Source organism: Niveispirillum sp., from assembly GCF_017996735.1.
GTDB lineage: Bacteria > Pseudomonadota > Alphaproteobacteria > Azospirillales > Azospirillaceae > Niveispirillum.
The window spans coordinates 12,447-34,889 of the sequence record NZ_JAGOGJ010000043.1 but is presented as its reverse complement, the minus strand read 5'-3'; the positions used below and the strand labels follow the sequence as shown (position 1 = coordinate 34,889).

The 22,443-nt window shown below is 67.9% G+C and carries 7 protein-coding genes (1 of these 7 cut by a window edge); 3 read left to right on the top strand and 4 right to left on the bottom strand.

Translation table 11 applies throughout. From position 1 onward, the window contains the following. Window positions 1-18: 18 nt before the first annotated feature. Window positions 19-1,473 carry a M81 family metallopeptidase gene (locus tag KBA48_RS15100; protein ID WP_292907767.1) on the bottom strand — a complete coding sequence of 485 codons (1,455 nt, stop codon included), beginning with the start codon at window positions 1,471-1,473 and terminating at the stop codon, window positions 19-21. 146 nt (window positions 1,474-1,619) lie between these two features. Here KBA48_RS15100 and KBA48_RS15095 point away from each other — a divergent pair, with 146 nt between their 5' ends. Further along, window positions 1,620-2,273, top strand: coding sequence for a TetR/AcrR family transcriptional regulator (locus KBA48_RS15095; RefSeq protein ID WP_292907765.1), 654 nt, complete (start codon window positions 1,620-1,622; stop codon window positions 2,271-2,273). 6 nt (window positions 2,274-2,279) lie between these two features. Here KBA48_RS15095 and KBA48_RS15090 read toward each other — a convergent pair whose 3' ends face one another. Further along, window positions 2,280-2,735, bottom strand: a complete 456-nt coding sequence (locus KBA48_RS15090; protein WP_292907763.1) for an Lrp/AsnC family transcriptional regulator — start codon at window positions 2,733-2,735, stop codon at window positions 2,280-2,282. A gap of 145 nt (window positions 2,736-2,880) precedes the next feature. Here KBA48_RS15090 and KBA48_RS15085 point away from each other — a divergent pair, with 145 nt between their 5' ends. Both KBA48_RS15085 and KBA48_RS15080 read left to right on the top strand, forming a co-directional pair. Next, window positions 2,881-4,041, top strand: a complete 1,161-nt coding sequence (locus KBA48_RS15085) for a cytochrome P450 (protein ID WP_292907761.1) — start codon at window positions 2,881-2,883, stop codon at window positions 4,039-4,041. Between the two features lie 19 nt (window positions 4,042-4,060). After that, complete coding sequence (locus tag KBA48_RS15080; protein ID WP_292907759.1) at window positions 4,061-4,366, top strand: 2Fe-2S iron-sulfur cluster-binding protein; 306 nt, start codon at window positions 4,061-4,063, stop codon at window positions 4,364-4,366. A gap of 139 nt (window positions 4,367-4,505) precedes the next feature. Here the strand turns inward: KBA48_RS15080 and KBA48_RS15075 are convergent, their stop codons facing one another. Together KBA48_RS15075 and KBA48_RS15070 are read right to left on the bottom strand one after the other, a co-directional pair. Next, window positions 4,506-13,013, bottom strand: coding sequence for a non-ribosomal peptide synthetase/type I polyketide synthase (locus KBA48_RS15075; protein WP_292907757.1), 8,508 nt, complete (start codon window positions 13,011-13,013; stop codon window positions 4,506-4,508). Further along, a protein-coding gene (locus KBA48_RS15070) for a non-ribosomal peptide synthetase (RefSeq protein ID WP_292907755.1) crosses the window boundary here: on the bottom strand, window positions 13,010-22,443 show its 3' portion. It continues 343 nt past the right edge of the window; only the last 9,434 of its 9,777 coding nucleotides appear in the window; its start codon lies off the right edge, out of view; it ends in the stop codon at window positions 13,010-13,012. The genes KBA48_RS15075 and KBA48_RS15070 overlap by 4 nt, the downstream gene beginning before the upstream one ends.

The window sequence follows — 22,443 nt, the reverse complement described above, 5'->3', positions numbered from 1 at the left end:
GGCTTGGGCCAAGGACGGTTATTGAAAAGGATCGGCAACGAACGGCCATAAGGGGCGCCGCAGATGCCGGTAACGGCCGGGATCGCCGTCCAGCGACAGGGCCGCCGGCGTCCGGACATAAAGGACGGCCGCCGCAAAGGGCGCGAAGGCCGCCAGGAAATGCTGGGCCGACTTCACCACCACGATGGGACAGACGGCGGGATCGACGCCAACCTGGGTGAAGACGTCCGTGTTGATGCATTGGGTGCGAAGGGAGGCGACCACGATGCGCGTCCGCCCCGCCGACAGCAGGGCCATATCGCCCAATGGCCAGGGCCAGCCGTCGACCTCCTGCACCGCCCCGCGCCGCAGCCTTTCCACCCGGACATCCAGGTCCAGGGGCGGGCCGGAGAAGGGGGACACCTTGCCGCCGATGCGGATACGGCTTTGCGCGCCTTCACCCAGCCCGAAGGCCTGCGCTACGACATAGGGGTCCCAGACCGGACCGATGACCAGATCGTCCAGTCCGGCCTCCAGCAACGCCTGTAACAGGAAGGTCGCGTCCCCTGGGGCCCCGCCGCCGGGATTGTCGGACACATCGGCCAGTACCACGGGACGGTCCCGCACATCACGTATCCGGGCCGCGATATCGTCCAGACCCGCCGTTTCCGGCATCGTGTCGCCGCGCAGGTCGAACAGGGCCCGGCCCAGGTCCGCCGCCACACAGGCGGCGGCGCCCGCATCGCCGTCGGCATAGACCAGCATCTTGGCCCCGATATCGGCATTGTCGCCCCAGGGAAAGCCATGGACCAGAGAGATGGACAGGATGCCGTCGCGTCCCTCCAGCGCCCGCATCCGTTGCACGAAACCCTTCATCGGCTCCCGGTCGGTGAAGAAGAAGGTCAGCATCCGGCAGTCGAACACCGACGCGACGGGCCTGATCGTGCCGGCGGTCCGCCTGCCCAGCAGGTTTAGCATCTCCCGCGCCGACGGGATCACGTCCGTGTGGGGATATTCCTTGAAGAAGACCAGCAGGTCGGCCATCGCCACCATGCGGTCGGTCAGATGCGCGTGCGGGTCCAGCACGGCGCCCACGGGCACGTCCGGACCGACCAGTTCCCGCACGGATGCCAGGATCTCCCCGTCGCAGTCATCGCAACCGGCCGCACTCATCGCGCCATGCAGGCTCAACGCCACCATATCCACTGGCATGGCGGCGGCCAGATCGGCCAGCAGCGTATCCAGCAGGCTCCGGAACGTGTCCGCCGGCACCAGCCCGCCGGGCGGGGCCGATGCGCACAGGCCCGCTGCCAACGTCCAGCCCTGTTCGGCGCAAACCTCCCGGAACCCCTGCATTGGCGCCGGCCAGACCGCAACATTGTCCAGCAGGCCACCGGCCGGGATGTAAAGCTGAGTGCGGAAGCTCTCCAGATCGGTCACGATCGGGGAGAACACATTGGTTTCCGCGGAAATGGCCCCGGCAAAGACACGCATACCGATCAATCCTCATATCGACTGACTGTCAGTCATTAACGAGGCCAGGGTTGACTCATCCTCGATGCGCTGTCAAGAGGGACATTCACGAAGATTGGCATGTGCCGCTTCCGCCACCCTGTTTCCGTCAGCGTCAGAGGCCCGTGATGTCCGTTGCCCCGCCGCAATCCGTCGCCCCGAAGCGGCCCCGTACCTCCCCGCCGGAGGTCCGGCGGGCGGAATTGCTGGCTGCGGCACGGCAGGTGATCGTGGACAAGGGCTTCGCGGCCATGCGCGTGTCGGACGTCGTGGCACTGGCCGGGCTCAGCCAAGGCGCTTTCTACCTTCACTTCAAGTCGAAGGAGGAGGTGGTGGTGGAGATCATGCGGGAGGTGGTGCAGGAAACGGCCGTGGCCCTGCGCGCCATCCCGCAGGCCGATCTTTCCCTGGCCGATGCCATCCGGGCCATTGTCCGCAACTATTATGCCGTGTGTCTGCATCACCGGTCCGTGCTGGAACGGCTCGACTCACCCACCGTGTCGGGTGTGGACCAGACGCAATGGGCAGCCGTCTATGAACCGCTGAACAGCTTTGCCCTGGAATCCTGCCAGGACTGGCAAAGGCGCGGGCTGGTGTCGACCGCTGTCGGTGCCAATGTCCTGTCCTGGCTGATGATCGACGCCATCAACGGCGCCCTGCCGCGCCTGTTCGGCCGGGCCGGGGACCATCGGGCCAGCACCGACTATCCCGATCTGATCGCGGAATGGATCGAAGCCGCAATGCGCAACCTGCGCCCTGCCGGAGCCAAAGCGGCGGGGTAGGGGACCCTACAGGCGCGGCCCCCGATCCTCTTTGAACTCCCGCATCACGATGCATGTGGAAACATCCCGCACACTGGGCAGTTGCAGGATCGTATCCATGGTCAGGTGGCTGAGATCATCCATGTCGCGCACATGCACATGCAAAATGACATCATGGACACCGGTGATGGCGGCCCCCCCGGCAATGCGCGGATCACGGGCGACCAGATTTTGAAAGGCCAGGGTCTGGGTCTCCACCCGCTGGTCCAGATTGACCAGGATGAAGGCCGACACGGCATAGCCCAGCTTTTCCGGTTGCACCACGGCGCGGTATCCGGCGATCACCCCGTCCTCCTCCAGCGCGCGGGTGCGGCGCAGGCAGGAGGATTCGGACATGGCGACCCGTTTCGACAGGTCGACATTCGATAAGCGTCCATCCTTCAGCAATTCTTGAAGGATCTTGCGGCCTTCCGGATCGATCACTGGCGGACTCCATCACCATTCGTTCGATATGGGACGGATTATGTCACAGATCACGTTTGCATGTCTGTAACTGGGCGCCTTCCGTCGGCGGAATGGCACTATCCTTCAGGCCTGTCGATCAGTCGGGATTTTCGGGAAGGCCGTGATGGAACTGGATGATTTGTCGCGCGATCCATACGCCTTTTATGCCGCGTGGCGGGAACAGGCGCCGTTGGTCCGCGTGCCGGAATTGGGTATGTGGATGGCCACCCGATATGAGGATGTGCGTGCCATCATCATGGATACGGCGCGTTTCACCACCGTATCCGATCATTCGGTGATCCAGCGTACCTTCGGCACGCATATGCTGACATCCGAAGGCGCCGAACAAAGCCGGTATCGCCGCGCCCTGCAGCCCATCTTCATGCCGCCCAACATCCGCCAGCGGCTGGAGGCGGAAATCAGCAACGCCACCCGGTCGCTGATCGCGGGGTTCGCCGCTGCCGGCCGGGTGGAACTGCGCAGCGCCTTTGCCAGTCGTCTGCCGATCCAGACCATCCTGCTGTGCTTCGGTCTCGACATCGCCGCCGAACCCCGCCTGCGCGCCTGGTATGACAGTTTCGAGGCGGCGCTTGCCAATTTCACCGGCAACCCGGTCATTGAGGCACAGGCACAGGCCAGCGTGGTCGAATTGCATGATTACCTGACGGCGGAAATGGCGGCGGCGCGGGCGGGGACCGGGTCCACGGTTCTGGCCGACATCCTGTCCGGCAATGCCGTCCGCGCGCTCAGCGACGAAGAGATGCGGCGCAATCTGTCCATCATCTTCTTCGGCGGCATTTCAACGGTGGAAGCACTGATCCTGAACAGCCTCTGGGCCCTGTCACAGCACCCGGCCATCTTCGACCGTGTGCGCGCCAATGCCGGCCTGATCCCCCGTGTTGTGGATGAAACCATACGCTGGTTGGGGCCGGTGCAATCGGCAACGCGCCATGTGGTGGCGGACACGGTCTATAAGGGCATTGCCCTGCCGGAAGGATCCATCGTCAATTGCATGCTGGCTGCGGCGAACCATGATCCGTCGGTCTTCCCCGACCCGACCCGTTTCGATATCGACCGGCCGAACCTGTCGGCGCATCTGGGCTTCGCCACGGGCCCGCATTTATGCCTGGGCTTCCGTCTGGCGCAGGCGGAGGCGCGCATCGCGCTGACCGGTTTGTTGGAAATGCTGCCATCCCTGTCGGTGGACAGGAACGCATCAACCCCGCCCGAGGGATATGAGTTCCATCAGCCGCGTCAGTTGACGCTGTTCTGGCCCGTGGCCTGACCAACCCCGTGGACACACCATGATCAAGATCATCATCACCAGTCCCGTTTCCGACCGGCATCTCTCCGTGGCGCCGGGTGACAGCCTGATGACGGCGCTGCGCACCGCCGGGGTGGAGGAGGTGGAGGCCATGTGCGGCGGCGCTGCCGCCTGTGGCACCTGTCATGTCATTCTTTCACCGGAATGGCTGGCAAGGGTGGAACCACCCGGCGCGGATGAGGAGGCGATGCTGGATTGCATCGACGGGCGGGAGCCGGGCTCGCGTCTGTCCTGTCAGATCGGGCTGACACTGGAACTGGACGGGTTGTGCGTGTCCGTGCCATAGGCCCGGCGTCCGGAAACCAGCTTGCCTTTATGCACGGCGAGGCGGCGATTTCGTATCCTGTTCCAGGCTGCTTCCAGGCTGCCGCAGATCCTTCACGCGATGGCGGTTGGTGTCGGTTTCGTGAAGACGCGGGTTACCGTCATCCATCTGCATTGCACGGCCTCCCGGTCAGCACTTCCTGCCAGCATTCGGCCAGCCTGCGGGCCGATGGCTCGGCCAGTATGGAGAAATGGTTGCCCGGCACGGTGCAGGCGGCCAGCGGACCATCGGCATAGTGCAGCCATCCCAGATCGTCGCCCGTCAGTGCTGCGGGCAGCAGGTGGCGGTCGGACCGGTCCAGCGTTTCGGCCGCGCGCAGCAGCAGCAGCCGGACCGGCCGCGCGTCGGTGGGCGCGTAATCCATCGCCCCACAGGCCCGCATCACATTGACCATGCCGCGCAGTTGGGTGGGGCTGATGGCAGGCAGGCCGCCATCCTGCATCAGGGCCAGCGCCTGTTCCAGGGCGGCATCGCCGTCCAGCCCGGCGAAACAGTTCTGGCCGATGGGCAAGGGCTTTCCGGCTGCCGCCGCCAACTCCTCGACCAGTGCCGCCAGCCATTCGCCATCGTGGGGCACCCCGTTTGCGGCCAGGAGGGTGGGGCCGGGGGCATAGCCGTCAATGATGGTCAGCAACTCCACCGCTTCGCCGTCGTGCAGCAAATGCTGGGCGACGGCGAAGGCCAGTTTGGCGCCGAAGGAATGGCCACCCAGCCGATAGGGGCCGGCGGGCTGCACGCTGCGGATCGCCGCAACCGCGCGGCCCGCCATCTCCGCCATGTCGGTCAGTGGCGGGGTGATGCCATCCAACCCGGCCGGTTGCAGCCCATAGACCGGTGCCTGCCCACCCAGATGCCGGGCCAGTGGCGCCAGCGACATCACGCTGCCGCCGGCACCGGGGAACCAGAAGCTGGGAATTGCGGGTCCGTCCCCGGCCAAACGGACCAGGGGAAACCACAGGCCGGCATCATGCCCCGCGTCCCGCATCAGTGCCGTCAGCGCGCGTGCCAGCGTCTCCACGGTCGGGTACCGGAACAGGGCGGCCGTTGGCAGGACCACATCGAAATGCCGCTCAATCCGGGCCATGATCTCCACCGCCAGCAGCGAGGTGCCGCCGGCCGTGAAGAAGCTGGCGCCGACACCGACGCGGGGAATGCCCAACACTTCCTGCCACAAGGCGCAGAGGCTGGCCTCCACCCCGTCCTGTGGCGGACGGTAATCATCCTCGGCGAAGGCGGCGCGCGGATCTGGCAGCCGGTCACGATCCAGTTTGCCGCTGCTGTTCAGGGGCAGGGCATCCATCGCCACGAAGAAACCGGGTATCATGTAATCGGGCAGCAGGGCAGCGAGATCGGCCCGCAACCGCGCGGCCAGCCCCTCGGCGGCGATGCCGGCCGCCGGCACCAGATAGGCGGCCAGATCGGTGGGATCGCGGTGCGGATAACCGATGACCGCCGCCTGTGCCACCGCCGGATGCCGGCGCAGATGGGCCTCCACCTCGCCCGGCTCAACACGGAAGCCGCGCAGCTTGATCTGTTCGTCGATGCGGCCGAGGAACTCGATCGCTGCCGCACCGCCTTCTTCGGTGCCCCGGCGGAACACCACGCGGTCGCCGGTGGCGTAGAGCCGTTCGCCGGCCACCGCATGATCGGAGAATTGCCGTTCGGTCAGGTCCGGGCGCCGCCAATATCCCCGCGCCAGCCCGACACCACCGATATGCAACTGTCCCGGCACGCCGGCTGGCACCGGGTTGCCCGCGGCATCCAGGATGAACACCGACCAGCCCTGCAGCGGCCGGCCGATCAGCGGCTTCTCCCCCCTGTCGCCATAGGGCGCCAGCGTGGTGCAGACCGTCGCTTCCGTCGGGCCATAGGCATTGATCAGCGTGCGATCCCGTCCCCATTGCCGCGCCAGATCGGCGGGCAGGGCGGCACCGGCGGCGACCAGCACCTTCAGCGCCGGCAGCGGACGCCGGGGCAGTGCCGCCAGGGCCGACGGCGTGATGGTCAGGTGGGTGATGCCGGTGTCATGCAGCAGGGCGACCAAGGCGGGGCCGGGCAGCAATTCCTCGGCCGGGGCCATGACCAGTTCGCCACCTGATCCCAATGCCATGACGAATTCCCAGACCGATGCGTCGAAGCCGCTGCTGGCCATCTGCAGCACGCGGTCGCCGGGTCCGATCCCCAGCAGCCGGCGCTGTTCCAGGGCCAGGGCCAGTAGCCCGCCATGGGCCAGCATCGCGCCCTTCGGCCGGCCGGTGGAACCGGAGGTGTGGATGATATAGGCCAGGGCGTCCGCTGCCGGCGCCGATGCCGGCGGAGCGGCCGCCGGGCCGGACAGGATGCGGTCAAGAAGTGCGGTATCCAGCGTCAGCGGATGGCCGAGATCGTCCAGGATATCCTGCCGGCGTGCCAATGGGGCCGCCGGGTCCAGCGGGGCATAGACCTTGCCGGCCTTCAGGACACCCAGGAAGGCAATGACCAGTTCCGGCCCGCGCGGCAAGGTCACGCAGACCGGTGCGGCGTCCGGCAATCCGGCCAGATGCCGGGCCACACGGTCGGCATCGGCCCGCAGCCGGGCATAGCTGAGGCTGCGCGTGCCGAACCGGATGGCGATATCATCAGGCCGGGCAGCCGCGACGCAGTCGAACAGGTCGATAAAGCTGCGGCAGGGGACATCGGGCGGGGGGGACGGCAGAATGCCGGCGGGCACCGGGGCCGGATCGCGGTTCCAGCCCTGGACGATTTCCGCCTGTTCATCGGCTTGCAGCAGCGGCAACCGGGCCAGCACCGTGTCGGGGGCGGCAACCGCGCCGTCCAGCAGGGTGCGGTAATGCAGGGCCATGCGTTCGATACTGTCGCGGCGGAACAGCTCGGTGGCATATTCCAGGCTCAGCACCAGATCATCTCCGACCTCGGTCACCGAACAGACCAGATCAAACTGGCTGGCATTCTTGTTGGCTTCGACAAAGCCGATCTGCAACCCTTCCGGCGGACTGCTTTCATAAGGCAGGTTTTGCAGCACGAAGCCGATCTGGGCCAGCGGGTGCTGGTTGCGCCGCCGTTGCGGCCGCAGCGCCTCCACCACCTTTTCAAACGGCAGATCCTGATTGGCTAAGGCGTCCAGCGCGGTGTCGCGCACCTCCGCCACCAGGGCGCGGAAGGGCGTGTCGGCATCCGGCCGGGTGCGCAGGATAAGCATGTTCACAAAGAAGCCAATGATCTCCTCCTGCCAATGCCGGGTGCGGTTGGCGACGGAGATGGCGACGGCCTGATCATCAATGCCGGTATAGCGGAACAGCAAGGCGTGAAACGCCGCCAGCAGGACCATGAACGGCGTCGCCCCCTCCGCCTGGGCGAAGGCGCGGACCCGCCGGGCCAGATCGCTACGCAATGGCAGCGTCACGGTGGCGGCGGTGAAATGGCGTTCCTCGGGCAGGGGGAAATCGCCCAGCAGCCCGTGCCGTTCCGGCAGGTCGCGCAAGTAGGTGCGCCAATGGTCCAATTGCCGGGCCAGCATGTCGGCGCCCAGGCTGTGGCGCTGCCAATGGGCAAAGTCTGCATATTGCGCCGCCGGTTCGGCCAGAGGCGATGGCTTGCCGCCCGCAAAGGCGCCGTACAGTGCGACCAGTTCCTTCATGAACAGGGTGATCGACCAGCCGTCGGTGACGATATGGTGCATCACCAGCAGCAGCACATGGTGCTGGTCACCGCTGTCCAGCAGGCAGGCACGCAGCGGCGGCCCCGCTTCCAGGTCGAAGGGGCGGGAGGCTTCTTCATCCAGCAATTCCCGCTCCGCCACCGCCAGCGTGTCGCCTTCCAGGGGACGCAGCGACAGTACCGGCAGGGGCACCGGTGCCGGCGGCTGCACCAGCAGGCGCGGTTGGGCGTCGCGGCCGATGAAGCAGGTGCGCAGCACCTCATGCCGGCGCACGATCTCGCTCAGTGCCAGGCCCAGCGCATCACGGTTCAGATCGCCGGTCAGGCGCAGCGCCAGCGGCACATTGTAGGCGGCGTTGTTGGGGTCCAGCCGGCTGACGATCCACAATTGCTGCTGTGGCCAGGACAGCACCGGCGGTTCCCCCGCAGGGCGGGGCGGCGGCAGGGACGGGTCGGCATCGGCGGCGGGGGCTGTGCGCGCCGCCTCTACCGCGTCGGCCAGGGCGCGCACGGTGGGGTGACGGAACAGCGCGCTCATCGGCAGGGCAATGCCGAACAGGTGGCGGAGTTGCGCCATCACCTGGGTGGCCAGCAGCGAATGGCCGCCAAGATCGAAGAAATCATCGTCCGGTCCGATCCGGTCATGGCCCAGCAGCCGGCGCCAGATGGTGATGATGCCTTCCTGTACATCGCCCATGGCGACGACGGGGACCGGGACCGGCGGCGTGGTCTGCGCGCGGCGGGGCAAGTCGATCCATTGCAGCAGGCGCGGCCCCAGGTCGCCGCGCGTCACCAGGGTCTGCGCCGCCGTGCCGTGATGCAGCACGCGCAGGAAGGCGTCCAAACCTTCTGCCGCCGACATTTCCAGCAGGCGCAGAAGCTGGCCGGGGCCACGACCATCATCGTCGCGCACCCGCCAGCTATCCCAGTTCATGGCCAGCCAGCGGCCGGGCCACAGCCGCTCGGCCCCCTGGGCGGCTGTATCCAAGGCGGCGTTGGCGGCAGCATAGGCGGCAAAGCCCAGCCCACCCAGCACCGACGCGATGGAGGACATCAGCACGCAGAAATCCACGTCCCGGTCGCGCAACAGCCGGTCCAGCACCCGTACCCCGTCCAGTTTGGGCGCGAACTGGGCGGCGCATTGGGCCGCGTCATATTCGTCCAGCGGCCGGTGGGTGTCGGCGCCAATGGCGCCGGCGGCATGGATGACGCCATTGATCGGCCCCCATTCCCGCTCCACCGCGTCGAACAAAGCCGCCATCGCATCCAGCCGGCCGGCATCGGCGGTGTGCAGACGGATTTCCGCGCCTGCCGATTCGAACGCCAGCAGCCGTTCCAGCACGCGCCGGGTCTGGTCGTCGGTGCCGTGGCTGGCGATCCAGCCCTCCCACTCCGCCCGTGCCGGCCAGGTGGAGCGCCCGACCAGCACCAGCCGCGCCTGCGCCGTGCGGGCCAGATGGCCGGCAATCTCCAGCCCCAATCCCCCCAGCCCGCCGGTGATCAGATACACCCCGCCGGGCCGTATCGCCCGGCGGGGTGCGCCCGTGCGGTCGATCCGCTGTGGCTCATAGCTGGGCAGCCAGCGATGGGCAGCGCGCAGGCACAGCCGCGCCGGCCGCGTGTCCGCCGCCAGTTCGGCGCGGATCTGGGCGAACAGCCGCGCCTCGGCCTGGCATTCGGCAGCGGGTGGCACCAGATCGATCAGATAGGTGCGCAGGGAAGGGTATTCCTGCGGGATCACCATAGCCGGCCCGGCAATCAGGCTTTTGTCCGGGCATAGGGCTTCCTCGCCGGTCACATCATGCAGGCCGGCGGTCAGGATGGTGATGTCATGTGCCGTCCCGTCGCCCAGCGCGCGGCCCAGCAGGGACAGGCTGTGGAAACCCAGCCGCCGTTCACTGGCCGTCCCGGCATCGTCCATCATCCCGTCCGCCGGCTGGATCAGCGACCAGGCATGGATGATGGCACGGCGTGCGGGGGTGAGGTCGGCCAGCAGGCGGCGATAATCCTCCGGCGCGTCCGGGCACAGGCTGGCACGGCCGTTCACGGGCGCGGCGTAGCGTTCTCCCGGCAACACGCGGATGACGCTGGTACCTCGGGTTTCCAGATCGGTGGCCAGCCGTTCGCCCGTGCCATCTGGGCCGGTGAACAGCAGCACATGATCCGGTCCGTCGGCGGCGGCCGGCAAAGGCGGGCTGCGGCGCCAGACCGGCGCCAGGAACCAGTCGGCCGGATCGGTTTTGCGCCGGACGCGGGTGGGGGCGGCTGTGCCCGATCCGTCCGGTGGGTCGATCCAGCAGCGCCGCCGCTGGAACGGGTATGTCGGCAGCGCCACCTTGCGGCCGCCGCCGGCCTGGGCGCCATAGGTCTCCCAGTCGACCGCCACGCCCGCCTGCCACAGCCGGCCCAGGGAACGGGTAATGAAGGCATCCTCAGCTTCCGCGTCATGTTCGGGATGGGGCAGGGAGGAGATGACCGGCCGGAGCGGATCGGCGTCGGGATGGGCCTTGGCGAAGGTCCCCAATGCATTACCGGGCCCGATCTCCAGCAGGGCCAGGTCGGTGTCGGCCAGCATCCGCCCGATGCCGTCGGCGAAGCGCACGGCCTCGCGCAGATGCCGCACCCAGTAATCGGGCCGCGACACCAGATCGGCCTCCACCCTCTGCCCGGTCATGCCGGAGACATAGGGGATGCGCGGCGTATGGAAGCTTATGGCGGATGCGGCCTGGGCGAATTCCGCCAGGATTGTATCCATCGTGCAGGAATGGGCGGCCCGCGACACGCGCAGCCGGCGGAACTCCACGCCGATCCCGGCCAGCCGCGTCTGCAGCGCCACCAGCGCATCCTCGTGGCCTGACACCACGCACATGTCATGGGCATTGACCACGGCCAAGGACAGCCGGTCGTTCAGGAACGGGCGAACCTCGCTTTCGCTGTTGCGCAGGGCCAGCATGCCGCCGGGGGCCGTCTGGTCCATCAACCGGCCGCGCGCCGCGACCAGGGCCAGGGCATCCGCTTCCGACAGGATGCCCGCCAGGCAGGCGGCGGCATATTCGCCGCTGCTATGGCCGATCACCGATTGCGGCTTCACCCCCCAGGAGTCCCACAGCCGGGCCAGCGCCATCTGTACGATGAACATCAGCGGCTGGCTGACATCCATGCGCTGCAACTGCGCCTCCGCCCAGGCTTCCCGGCCGGGGGCGGGATGCAGAACAGCCAGTGCGTCAAGGCCGGTGTGGGCGGCCAGGGCCGCCGCCCGTTCATCCAGTGCGGCGCAGAAGACGGGCTCTGTCGCATAAAGCCGGCGGGTCATCCCCACCGACTGTCCGCCATGTCCGGTCAAGAGGAAGGCGACGCTGCGGTTCGGCGTGGCGGTGTGCGGCGAACCGCTTTCCAGCGCGCGGCGCAAATCATTGCGGTCATGGCCGACGACAAACAGTCGCTGGGTGAATGTCCTGCGGCCGGTGCGCAGCGTATGGGCGATGTCGGCCGGGTCGGCATCGGCGGTATCCGTCAGATGCGTGGCCAGCCGTGCCGCCATCGCCGACAGGGCCTCCGGCGTGCGGGCCGACAGCGGCAACAAGTGACAGGGCCGGACAGGGGCATCGCTGGTCACCGTGGCGGCGAAGCGGTTCTCCGCCACCACCAGATGGGCATTGGTGCCGCCGATGCCGAATGAACTGACCGCAGCCACGCGGGCGCCCGGCGCCGCGGTCCAGTCGCGCAACTGGTCATTGACGAAGAACGGACTGTCGGCCAGGGCCAGTGCGGGGTTGGGCGTCTGGAAATGCAGCGTCGGCGGGATCTGCCGGTGCTTCAGCGCCAGCACGGCCTTGATCAACCCCGCCACCCCGGCGGCGGCACCGGCATGGCCCATGTTGCTTTTCACCGAACCCAGCGCACAGGTGCCGATACCGGCGGTGCGGGCACGGAAGGCCCGGGTCAGGGCCGCCACCTCCACCGGGTCGCCCAACGGTGTGGCGGTGCCGTGCGCCTCCACAAATCCCACCTGATCGGGATGGATGCCGGCAATATCCAGCGCCTCGGCGATGACGCGGGCCTGTCCCTCCGGCCCGGGTGCCGTGTAACCGACCTTGCGCGCACCGTCATTATTGACGGCACTGCCCTTGATGATGCCCAGGATATTGGCCTTCTGGGCCAGCGCGTCGGCCAGCGGCTGCAACAACACCACGCCGGCCCCGGCCCCGTTCAGCGTGCCGGCGGCTTTTGCGTCGAAGGGACGGCAATGGCCGTCGGGTGACAGGATCATGCCTTCCTGATGCAGATAGCCCTGATCCTGCGGGGTGGAAACGGCAACGCCGCCGGCCAGCGCCAGATCGCACTCCCCGTTCAGCAGGCTCTGGCACGCCATGTGGATTGCCACCAGCGAGGTGGAGCAGGCGGTCTGCACCGTGACGCCGGGACCGGTCAGGTTCAGCTTGTAGGAGGCGAGGGTGGCCAGATAGTCCTTGTCGTTGGCCAGCATCACCTGGAAGCTGCCGAAATTCTCCAGGATGTCGGCATTGCCGGCCAGGTTGTTGAGGAAATAGGTGTTCACCCCGGCCCCGGCGAACACGCCGATATCGCGGGTGCCGGCCTCGCCGCCATGGCCGGCGGCTTCCAGCGCCTCCCAGGCGCATTCCAGGAACAACCGGTTCTGCGGGTCGAGCAATGCGGCTTCCTGCGGCGAATAGCCGAACAGGGCGGCATCGAAATCCTCGATCCCATCCAGCACCAGCCCGCGTTTCACGTAGGACGGGTTGGCGACCAGTTCCGGCGGCACGCCGCGCGCCAGCAATTCATCGTCGGTGAAGCTGGTGATCGTCTCCACGCCATCCCGCAGGACGCGCCAGAAATCGGCGATGGTCGGGGCGCCGGGGAAACGGCAAGCCATGCCGATAATGGCGATTTCCATCGGCTCCGGCCCCGGTATCGGCGTCCCAGCATTCATGTCATGCTCTCTTCGGTATCGATGGAAGCCACCGTGCCATGGCGCAGGGCGGTGCGGCGGCCGCGCAGATCGTTGCGATGCAAGGCGCGGGCGGCACGCGCCGGTCCGCGATGGCGGACGGCTGTGGCCTGGGCACCGTCGATCAGGCGGGCCAGGGACTGGACCGTGGGATGTTCGAACAGGCTGACCATGCCGACATGGCCGGCATCGGGGAAATGCCGCCGGATTTCACCCAGCACCCGCAGCAGCAGGAAGGAATAGCCGCCAAGGTCGAAGAAATTATCGTGCAGCCCGACCGGCGGCCCCTGCAGCACCGATTGCCAGATGCCGGCCACCACCCGCTCGGTGGCGCTGTGCGGCGTGACGAGGACGGGGGCCGTCTGTGCCAGGGCCCGGTCGGGTGGGGGCAGCGCCTTGCGGTCGACCTTGCCGCTGCTGGTCTGCGGCAGGGCGGGTAGCGACACCCACAAGGTAGGGATCATGTAATCGGGTAGCAGGGCGGCCAGCCCGTCGCGGACCAGGCACGGGTCGCCGGCCTGGGCGTCGGCGGGGACGTAATAGGCCACAAGCCTCTTCTCCCCGCCACCATCGGCCCAGGCGACTACGGCCACGTCGCGGGCGCGGGCCTGGGCGATGATGGCGCGCTCCACCTCCTCCGGCTCGATGCGGTAGCCGCGGATCTTCACCTGCTGGTCGATACGGCCGAGGAAATCGATCTCCGGCCTGTCCTGGCCGGCGTCCCAGCGGATGCAGGCAAGGTCTCCGGTCGCATACATGGTCGTACCGAACGGGTCGGGGCGGAAGGCCGCCTCCGTCAGGTCGGGCCGGCCCAGATAGCCGTGGCTGACCGCCATGCCGGCGATCCAGAGCTGGCCCGGCACGCCGGGCGGCAGGGGGCGCCCCTCCTCGTCCAGGATATGGATGGTCGTATTGGCGATGGGCCGGCCAATGCGCGGCAGTTCCGGCCAGGTATCGGGATCGTCGGGCAGCACCAGGGCGGTGGCGACATGGGTCTCGGTCGGGCCGTACTGGTTGACCAGCCGGCAGTTGGGCAAGTCACGGAACATCCGCCGCAGCGCCGGCGTCACCTTCAGCCGTTCCCCGGCGGTGATCAGTTCGCGCAGGTCATGGGGGCGGGTGGTGGCCAGGGGCCAGGCCTCGGCCATCTGCTGCAGAGCGGTGAAGGGCAGGAAGATGCGCTGAATGCCCCAGGCGGCGGCCTTGCCGATCATCGCCGGTACGTCGCGGCGCAGCGCGTCGGGCATCAGCACCAGGGTACCGCCCGATGCCCAGGTGGCGAACATCTCCTGACAGGCGACGTCGAAGCCCAGGGTGGTGAATTGCAGGGTGCGCAGGCCGGGCCGGAACGAGGGTTCGGCCACCTGCCAGCGGATAAGGTTGACCAGCGCCCGGTGCGGCATCAGCACGCCCTTGGGCCGCCCCGTCGATCCGGACGTGTACAGCACATAGGCGAGGGATTCCGGTGACGGCGCCACGTCCGGCCGCGGGCCTTCACCTTCCGGACCGACGGGCACGATCTGGCACCCGTGCGGCAGGCCGCCGGCCGGTTCATCCCCCATCACCCAGCCCAGCCCGGCATCGCCGATGATGAAATCCCGCCGGGCTGCCGGCAGGGTGGGGTCGAGCGGTACATAGGCCCCACCCGCCTTCAGGATGCCCAGCAGGGCGGCCACCATCTTCAGCGACCGGTCCAGCCGGATGCCGACCGGCATGCCGGGCCGGACGCCCAGGCCCACCAGACGCCGGGCCAGCCCGTCGCTCCAGCGGTCCAGCTCATCATATGTCAGGCTGCGGCCGGCAAACGTCACCGCCACCCCGTCGGGTATGCGGGCGGTGGTCTGTCGGAACAGGTCATGCAAGGTGCCGTCCCCGCCACCGTCCAGCACCGGTCCCCGGCAGGTCTCCAACAGCCGGTCGCGGTCGGCATCGGCAAACAGCGCCAGTTCACGCAGGCGCTGTTCCGGTGCGTCGGCCACGGCCCGCAGCAGCGTGACATACTGGTCGGCCATCCGCCGGGCCGTCTGCGGGTCGAACAGGTCGGTGCTATATTCCCAGTGGCCGTCCAGCCCATCCCCATCGCCGCTACCGATCAGGGTCAGCAGCAGGTCGAACTTGGCGGTGCCGGTATCGATCTCCAGCGGCGTCAGGGTCAGGTCCGGCAGTATAACCGGGGCCGCCGGGGTGTTCTGCAGGTTGAACATCGCCTGGAACAGCGGTGAATGCGACAGGCTGCGCGGGGGGGCGATGGCGTCAACCAGCTTCTCGAACGGCACGTCGGGATTGGCGAAGGCCGCCAGTGCGGTATCCCGCACCTCGCCCAGGAAATCGGCAAAGCGCGGGTTCCCAGCCGTGCGGCCGCGCAGCACCAGAGTGTTGGTGAAGAAGCCGATCAGCCCCTCCAGCGCGGCATCCGGCCGATTGGCGACGGGAGTGCCGACCAGGATATCATCCTGACGGGAATGGCGGTGCAGCAGCACCATGAACCCCGCCAGCAAGATCATGAACAGGCTGGCTTTGGCATCCTGCGTGATGGCCAGCAGGCGGCGGCACAGACCCGCATCCAGTTGGAACCGTACCGTGGCGCCGCGAAAGCTCTGGCGGTGCGGCCGTGGCCGGTCGGTGCAGAGGTTGAGATGCGATGGCGCGCCGTCCAACTGGGTCTTCCAGTAGGCGAGCTGGGCGGCGAAGCCGGGGCTGGCCAGCCAGCGTTCCTGCCAGAGGGCGTAATCGCCATATTGCACGGGCAGCGGCGGCAGGATGGCGTGCCGCCCGGTGATGGCGGCGGTGTAGAGTTCCCCGACCTCCCGCACGAATACGCCCAGCGACCAGCCATCGGTGGCGATATGGTGCCAGGTCAGCACGCCCAGATGCCGGTCGGGTGCCAGTTCGATCAGGGTGAAGCGCAGCGGCGGCTCGCTCGACAGGTCAATCGGCCGTGCCGTCTCGGCCAGGGCCAGATCGGCGGGCGCTACGTCGCTTCCAATCGCGCTCTTGCGGGAGAATGGCATGGGCAGGGGCGGCAGGATGCGTTGGCGCGGCTCGTCCCCACCCAGCAGGAAGCAGGTACGCAGCGCCTCATGCCGTTGCATCAGCGCATCCAACGCGACGGACAGGGCGGCACTATCGATACTTCCGGTCAGCACGAAGGCACCCACCGTCGTATAGGCCCGCCCGCCACCTTCAAGCCGGTCCAGGAACCAGAGGGAGCGCTGAGCGTAGGAAACCGGCATCAGCGCCGTGCCATCCGCCTCCATCCGGCGCGGCACGGCCACCAGCGGCGGGCGGGTAGCTTGCGGGGCATCACGTGCCAGCAGGTCCGCCAGAACCAGGGACAGGCCGGCGATGGTCGGCGCCTCGAACACATGGCGCACCGACAGGTCGACCGGCCAGCGACCGCGGATGCGCGCCACGACCTGCACCGCCATCAGGGAATGGCCGCCCAGCGCGAAGAAATCGTCATGGATGCCGATGGGGCCGCATTTCAGCACCTCCTGCCAGATCGACGCCAGCAGGGTTTCGGTCTCGCCATGCGGCATGACACGGTCGGTGCGCGCGGGGGCACTGGTCAGGGCAGACCCCGCCATTACCTCCAGCCGGCGGCGATCGACCTTGCCGCTGGACGCCAGGGGTAGCGCATCCAGGGTGATGAAATGCGCCGGCACCATGTAATCGGGCAGGGTGCGTTTCAGTACCGCCCGCAGTACGGCCTCGTCGGGCGGCACCGTACCGGTGACGACGGCGATGAATGCCAGCAGCCGGTGCTCGGTATCGCCGGGCCGGCGGATGCCGATCACCGCACTTTCGCGCACTGATGCAATGGCGTTCAGCGCCGCCTCCACCTCCGCTGTTTCGATGCGGAAACCACGGACCTTGACCTGCTGGTCGGTGCGGCCCAGGAATTCCAACCCCTCCGGGCCCAGCCGCACCCGGTCGCCGGTGCGGTACATCCGCCCGCCCGCGAACGGATCGGGAAGGAAGGCGGCATCGGTCAGGGCCGGTGCGTCCAGATAGCCGAGGGCGAGATTGGCGCCGGCCAGGAACAATTCCCCCGGCATCCCCGCCGCGACGGGCCGCAACTGACTGTCCAGCACATAGGCCCGCATATTGTTCACCGGCCGGCCAATAGGCACCGTGGCCTGGCGCCATCCCGGCCGGCATTCGCGAAACACGGCGTCGATGCAGGTCTCGGTCGGGCCGTAAAGGTTGAACAGGCGGGCCGGCGCCACCTGGACCAGCAGCCTTTCCTGCAGGTCGGTCGCCAGCACCTCGCCACCCGACAGGATGATGCGCAGCGACGGGCAGTCGGCCAGCAGCCGGCCTTCCGCCATCACCTGCAACAGGGCCGGCACGGCCTGGAACAGGGTGATGCCGCCGGCCTGGATCAGGTCGCGCAGGGCGGCCGGGTCCTTCTCGCTGCCGGGCGGGGCGATGACCAGACGGCCGCCGCACAGCAGCGGCGCGAAGAATTCGATGACCGACGCGTCGAAATCGAAGGACGTCATCTGCAGCAGCACGTCATCCGCCGACAGTGCAAAGGTGCTGCCAAACCAAAGCTGATGATTGACGATGGCCCGGTGCGGCACGGCCACGCCCTTGGGCGTGCCGGTGGAGCCGGAAGTGAACATCACATAGGCCGGCCTGGCGGGGGCGGGGGCCACATCCGGCGGGGTATCGGGCCAGGTGGCGATGATCTCCGCCTCTGCATCCGGGTCCAGCAGGGGAATGGCGATATCGGCCAGTGGGAAGTCCGGACCGGTCAGGATGATGGCCGGCCGGGCGGTGGCGATGATGGCGGCGATGCGCCCGTCCGGGTGGGCCGGGTTGAGCGGCACATAGGCACCGCCGGCTTTCAGGATGGCCAGCAGCATCACCGGTAAGTCCAGGGACCGGCGGCGATGGACGCCGACCAGCCCACCGGGCCGCAGGCCGTGGGCGATCAGGTGATGGGCCAGCCGGTTGGCGGCGGCATCCACCGCGCCATGGGTCAGGCTGGTGCCGGCATAGGTCAGGGCGATGGCATCCGGGGTCCGCCGCGCCTGTTCGGCCACCAGTTCATGCAGGCCGGCATCAGGGGGGAGGGGACGTATCTCACCCGCCAGACCGGGCGGGCCGGCGCGTTCCGTGGCGTCACGCAGGTCGATGGCGTCGGCCGGCTGGTCCGCATCGGTGAGGATCGCCGACAGCAGGATGGCGAATTGCCGGCCCAGCCGGACCATCCTGTCCGGCTGGAACAGGTCGGTGTTGTATTCAAGGCTGCCGGTGAAGCCGGTGCCGGCCGGTTGAACCGTCAGGGTCAGGTCGTACTTGGCGAAGGGCGGGGCCCAGGCCACTGGCGTCACCGTCAGGCCCGGCAGGTCGATGGCGAACGCTGCTTCCTCCTCCACCGCCAACATCACCTGGAACAAAGGGGTGATATCCAGGCGGCGGCTGGGTTTCAGCGCCTCCACCAGGGCGGTGAAGGGCAGATCCTGATGGTCGAACGCCTCCAGCACCGTTTGACGTGCCCGGTCAAGCAGGGCGGTGAATGGCTCATCCGCTGCCACCGGCGTGCGCAGCACCAGCGTGTCGGCAAAGAAGCCGATCAGCGGTTCGACATTGCGGTGATGGCGGCCGGCGATGGGGGTGCCCACCCCGAAATCCGCCTGCCCCGTGATCCGCTGCAACAGGCTGGCGAAGGCAGCGTAGAACAGCATGAAACGGCTGACCCCGCGCCCCAGACACAACCGGTCCAGCGCCGCCGCATCGATACCGATATCGAAGCTGGCCACGGCGCCGCGGTTGCCGGGCACCGGGGGGCGGGGAAAATCGGTTGGTAGTTCCAGCCCGTCCGGCAACCCCTCCAGCTTGCCCCGCCAATAGGAGAGCAGCCGGTCCAGCCGGGGACCGCGCAGCCATTCCCGATGCCAGTCGGCGAAATCCTGGTACTGCACCGGCAGGGGCGCGGGTGCCGGACGGCCGGCATAAAGCGTTTCCAGTTCGCGCAGGAATAAGGCCACCGACCAGCCATCGCAGACCAGATGATGCATCACCATCTGCAGACAATGGTCCTGCGGGCCGATGCGCAGCAGGGTGGCGCGGATCGGCGGCCCGCGTTCCAGGTCGAACGGGGCTTCCGCCCCCTCGGCCAATAGCAGGGGCAGGTCGGCTTCGATGCAGTCGCGCTGGTTCAGCCGGAAACCGGTGGCGGCAATGTGATGCACGCCGCGCCCGTCCTGTTCGGCGAAGACCGCCGACAGCGTGTCATGGCGGGCAATGATGGTCAGCAGGGCCTGTTCCAGCGCTGCGACATCCAGCGGCCCCCGCAGCCGGTATTGGCCCGGCACATTGTAGGTGCCGCCCATCGGCAGCAGCTTTTCCAGCACCCATAGCCGTTCCTGCGCATGCGACAAAGGCAGGCTGGTGCGGCCCAGACCACGCGGCGCCAGGGCGGGGGCTGTTTCCACCCGTCCCACATCGCCGTCGATGATTTGGGCCAGGTCTTGTAGCCGGGGGTTCTCGAAGATGGTGCGCACCGGCAACGCATCCGGGCGGCCGGCGGCGGCCAGCGCCTCGCGGACACGGGCGATCATGCGGATCGCGGTCAGGGAATTGCCGCCGCGTTCGAAGAAATGGTCGTCGCGGTAGACCGGGCCGCCGCCGTCCAGCACCCCGGCCCAGATCTCTGCCAGCAGGCATTCGGTCGGACCGGCCGGTGCCTCTCCGGCCCGGGCGGCTTCACCGCAGTACCGATCCGATGCCAGGGCCTTGCGGTCGGTCTTGCCGTTGGCGGTCAGCGGCAGGGCGTCCAGCGCCACGAACCGGGCGGGGACCATATGGTCCGGCAATTGGCGGGCCAGGGCTGCGCGCGGATCGCCGGCCATGCCAGCCTCCGTGGGCACGTAATAGGCCACCAACTGCGCCTCACCCTCGTCCCGGCGGACCACGACCGCGCAATCGGCGATGAAGGGGAGGGTGCCCAGCCTTGCCTCCACCTCCCCCGGCTCGATACGGAAACCGCGGATCTTTACCTGCTGGTCCATGCGGCCCAGGATTTCCGCCACCAGCCCGTCACCGGCTGGATCGGGGATCCAGCGGGCCAGGTCGCCGGTACGGTAGAGACGCTCCGTCCATGACCGGCCGCCCAGCCGGATTTCCAGTGTGACGAAACGCTCGGCGGTCAGATCGGGGCGGTTGTGATAGCCGATGGCCAGCCCGTCGCCGCCGGTCAGCAACTCCCCGATGACGCCGGGCGGCACCGGGTTGCCATGCGCATCCATGATCCAGACACAGGTGCCGGCGATGGCCCGCCCGACCGGTATCGCCCCCGGCGGCCCTTTGGCGAAGGTGTGGCAAGCGGTGAAGGTGGTGTTTTCCGTCGGGCCATAGCCATTGATCAGGGTGGTATCCGGCAGACTGGCCAGCGCCCGGGCGACATGACGGTGTGACAGGGCGTCACCGCCGGCCAGCAATTGCCGAACCCCGCGCAGGTCGTCCAGGCACGTATCGACCATCAGGGAGAACAGGCCGGCGGTCAGCCACAGGATGGTGACCCCGCCTTCGCGGATGATGCGACCCAGCGCCAGCAGGTCATTGTCCAGCGGTGGCGCGATCAGCAGGGTGCCGCCATTCAGCAGGCTGCCCCAAATCTCAAGGGTCGAAGCATCGAACGATACCGGCGCCAGCATCAGCATGGTCTGCGCGGCATTCAGCGTTGCGTAATCGGCCCCCTGCACCAGCCGGACCACGCCCCGGTGCGGGATCACCACCCCCTTGGGTCGGCCGGTGGAACCGGACGTGTACATGATATAGGCGGGGCTGCCGGCATTGATGCCGGGGTCGGGAAGAGCCCCGTCATCGCCATCGGACAGGCCGTCCAGCATCAGGTGGGGAATGTCAGTCCAGTCTGTGTCGGCCCTGTCGGTGACCAGCAGGCCGATGCCGGCATCCTGCGCCATCCAGGCCAGCCGCGCGGATGGATATTGCCGGTCCAGCGGCACATAGACGCCCCCCGCCCTCGCTACCGCCAGCAAGGTGACGACCAGTTCGGGCGAACGGTCGAGCAGCACACCCACCCGGTCCCCCGGCCCGATGCCGTGTCGGCGCAGCGCCCGCGCCAGCCGTGCGGACCATTGATCCAGCGCCCGGTAATCCAACTGCCGGTCCTGGAAACGGATCGCGATGGCCTGAGGTGTCGCCGCCGCCTGACGCGCAAACAGGCTGGCGATGGTGTCATTGCCGTTGCGGACGCCGTCACGGTTCGACGCGCGCAGCAGCAGCACCTCATCCGCCGGCGTCAGCAGGGCCAGGTGACGGACCGGTTTGTCAGGATTGGCCAGCGCATCGGCCAGCAGCAGGCTGAACCGGTCGGCGATCTTGGCTACGGTGGCGGCGTCGAACACATCGTCCTGGTAATCCCAGCACAGCAGCGGGCCTTCCGCCTCATCCGGCAGGATTGTCAGCATCAGCGGATATTTGCCGGTGTCGATGCGCAGCGGATAGGGGGACAGAGCTAAGCGACCCAGGGAAAGCGCCGCCATCTCCATGTTCTGCAGCACGATCATCGCCTGGAAGATCGGCGGATGGTTCAGGGCGCGGTGGGGGGGCAGGGCATTGACCAGCAGGCTGAAGGGCAGTTCCTGATGCTCATAGGCCGAAAGAGCGGTATCGCGCACTAGGCTCAACAGCCGGCTGAACGGCGCCGTGCCGTCGACATCGGTGCGCAGCGCCAGCGTATTGACGAAATAGCCTGGCACCGCCTCCAGTTCCGGACGCAGGCGGTTGGCGATCGGGGTGCCCAGGACGATGGCATCCTGCCCGGTGATCCGGTGCAGCAAGGCCGTGAAGGCGGCGGTGAACACCATGAAGGGGGTGGCCTGTTCCTGCAAACACAGGCCTTCCACACGCTCGCGCAGGCTGGCGGCCAGCGGCACGGTGATGCGGCCGCCGCGATAGCTCTGCCGGGCGGGATAGGGGCGGTCGGCAGGCAGGGCCAGCAACGGCGGCGCATCGGCCAGGGTGCGGCGCCAGTAATCCAGCAGCGTTGCACCATGCTCCCCCGCCAGCCGGTCGCGCTGCCATCTTGCATAGTCGCTATATTGCGCCGGGGGCGGCGGTAGCGGCGACGGGTGCCCATCCTGGAATGCGGTGTAAAGAGCGGACAATTCGCCCACCAGCAGCCCGATGGACCAGCGGTCGGTCATCACATGATGCTGGCTGAGGATCAGGATCCAGTCGCGCACGCCGGTGCGCAGCAGATGCAGGCGCAGCAAAGGGGCTTGTTGCAGGTCGAACGGCGCCCAGGCGATGGCGTTCACCCGCGCTTCCAGGGCCGCCGGGTCCAGATCGGCCGCATCCTCCACCGGAATGGGGACGCAAAGGGTGGGGGCCACCAGTTGGCACAGCACGCCATCCCGTAGCTCCAGCCGGGTGC

What these genes read in the sequence shown, in the direction of transcription:
- KBA48_RS15075 (WP_292907757.1), bottom strand. Translation starts at nt 13,013, where the DNA reads ATGAATGCTGGGACGCCGATACCGGGGCCGGAGCCGATGGAAATCGCC.
- KBA48_RS15100 (WP_292907767.1), bottom strand. Translation starts at nt 1,473, where the DNA reads ATGCGTGTCTTTGCCGGGGCCATTTCCGCGGAAACCAATGTGTTCTCC.
- KBA48_RS15095 (WP_292907765.1), top strand. Translation starts at nt 1,620, where the DNA reads ATGTCCGTTGCCCCGCCGCAATCCGTCGCCCCGAAGCGGCCCCGTACC.
- KBA48_RS15080 (WP_292907759.1), top strand. Translation starts at nt 4,061, where the DNA reads ATGATCAAGATCATCATCACCAGTCCCGTTTCCGACCGGCATCTCTCC.
- KBA48_RS15085 (WP_292907761.1), top strand. Translation starts at nt 2,881, where the DNA reads ATGGAACTGGATGATTTGTCGCGCGATCCATACGCCTTTTATGCCGCG.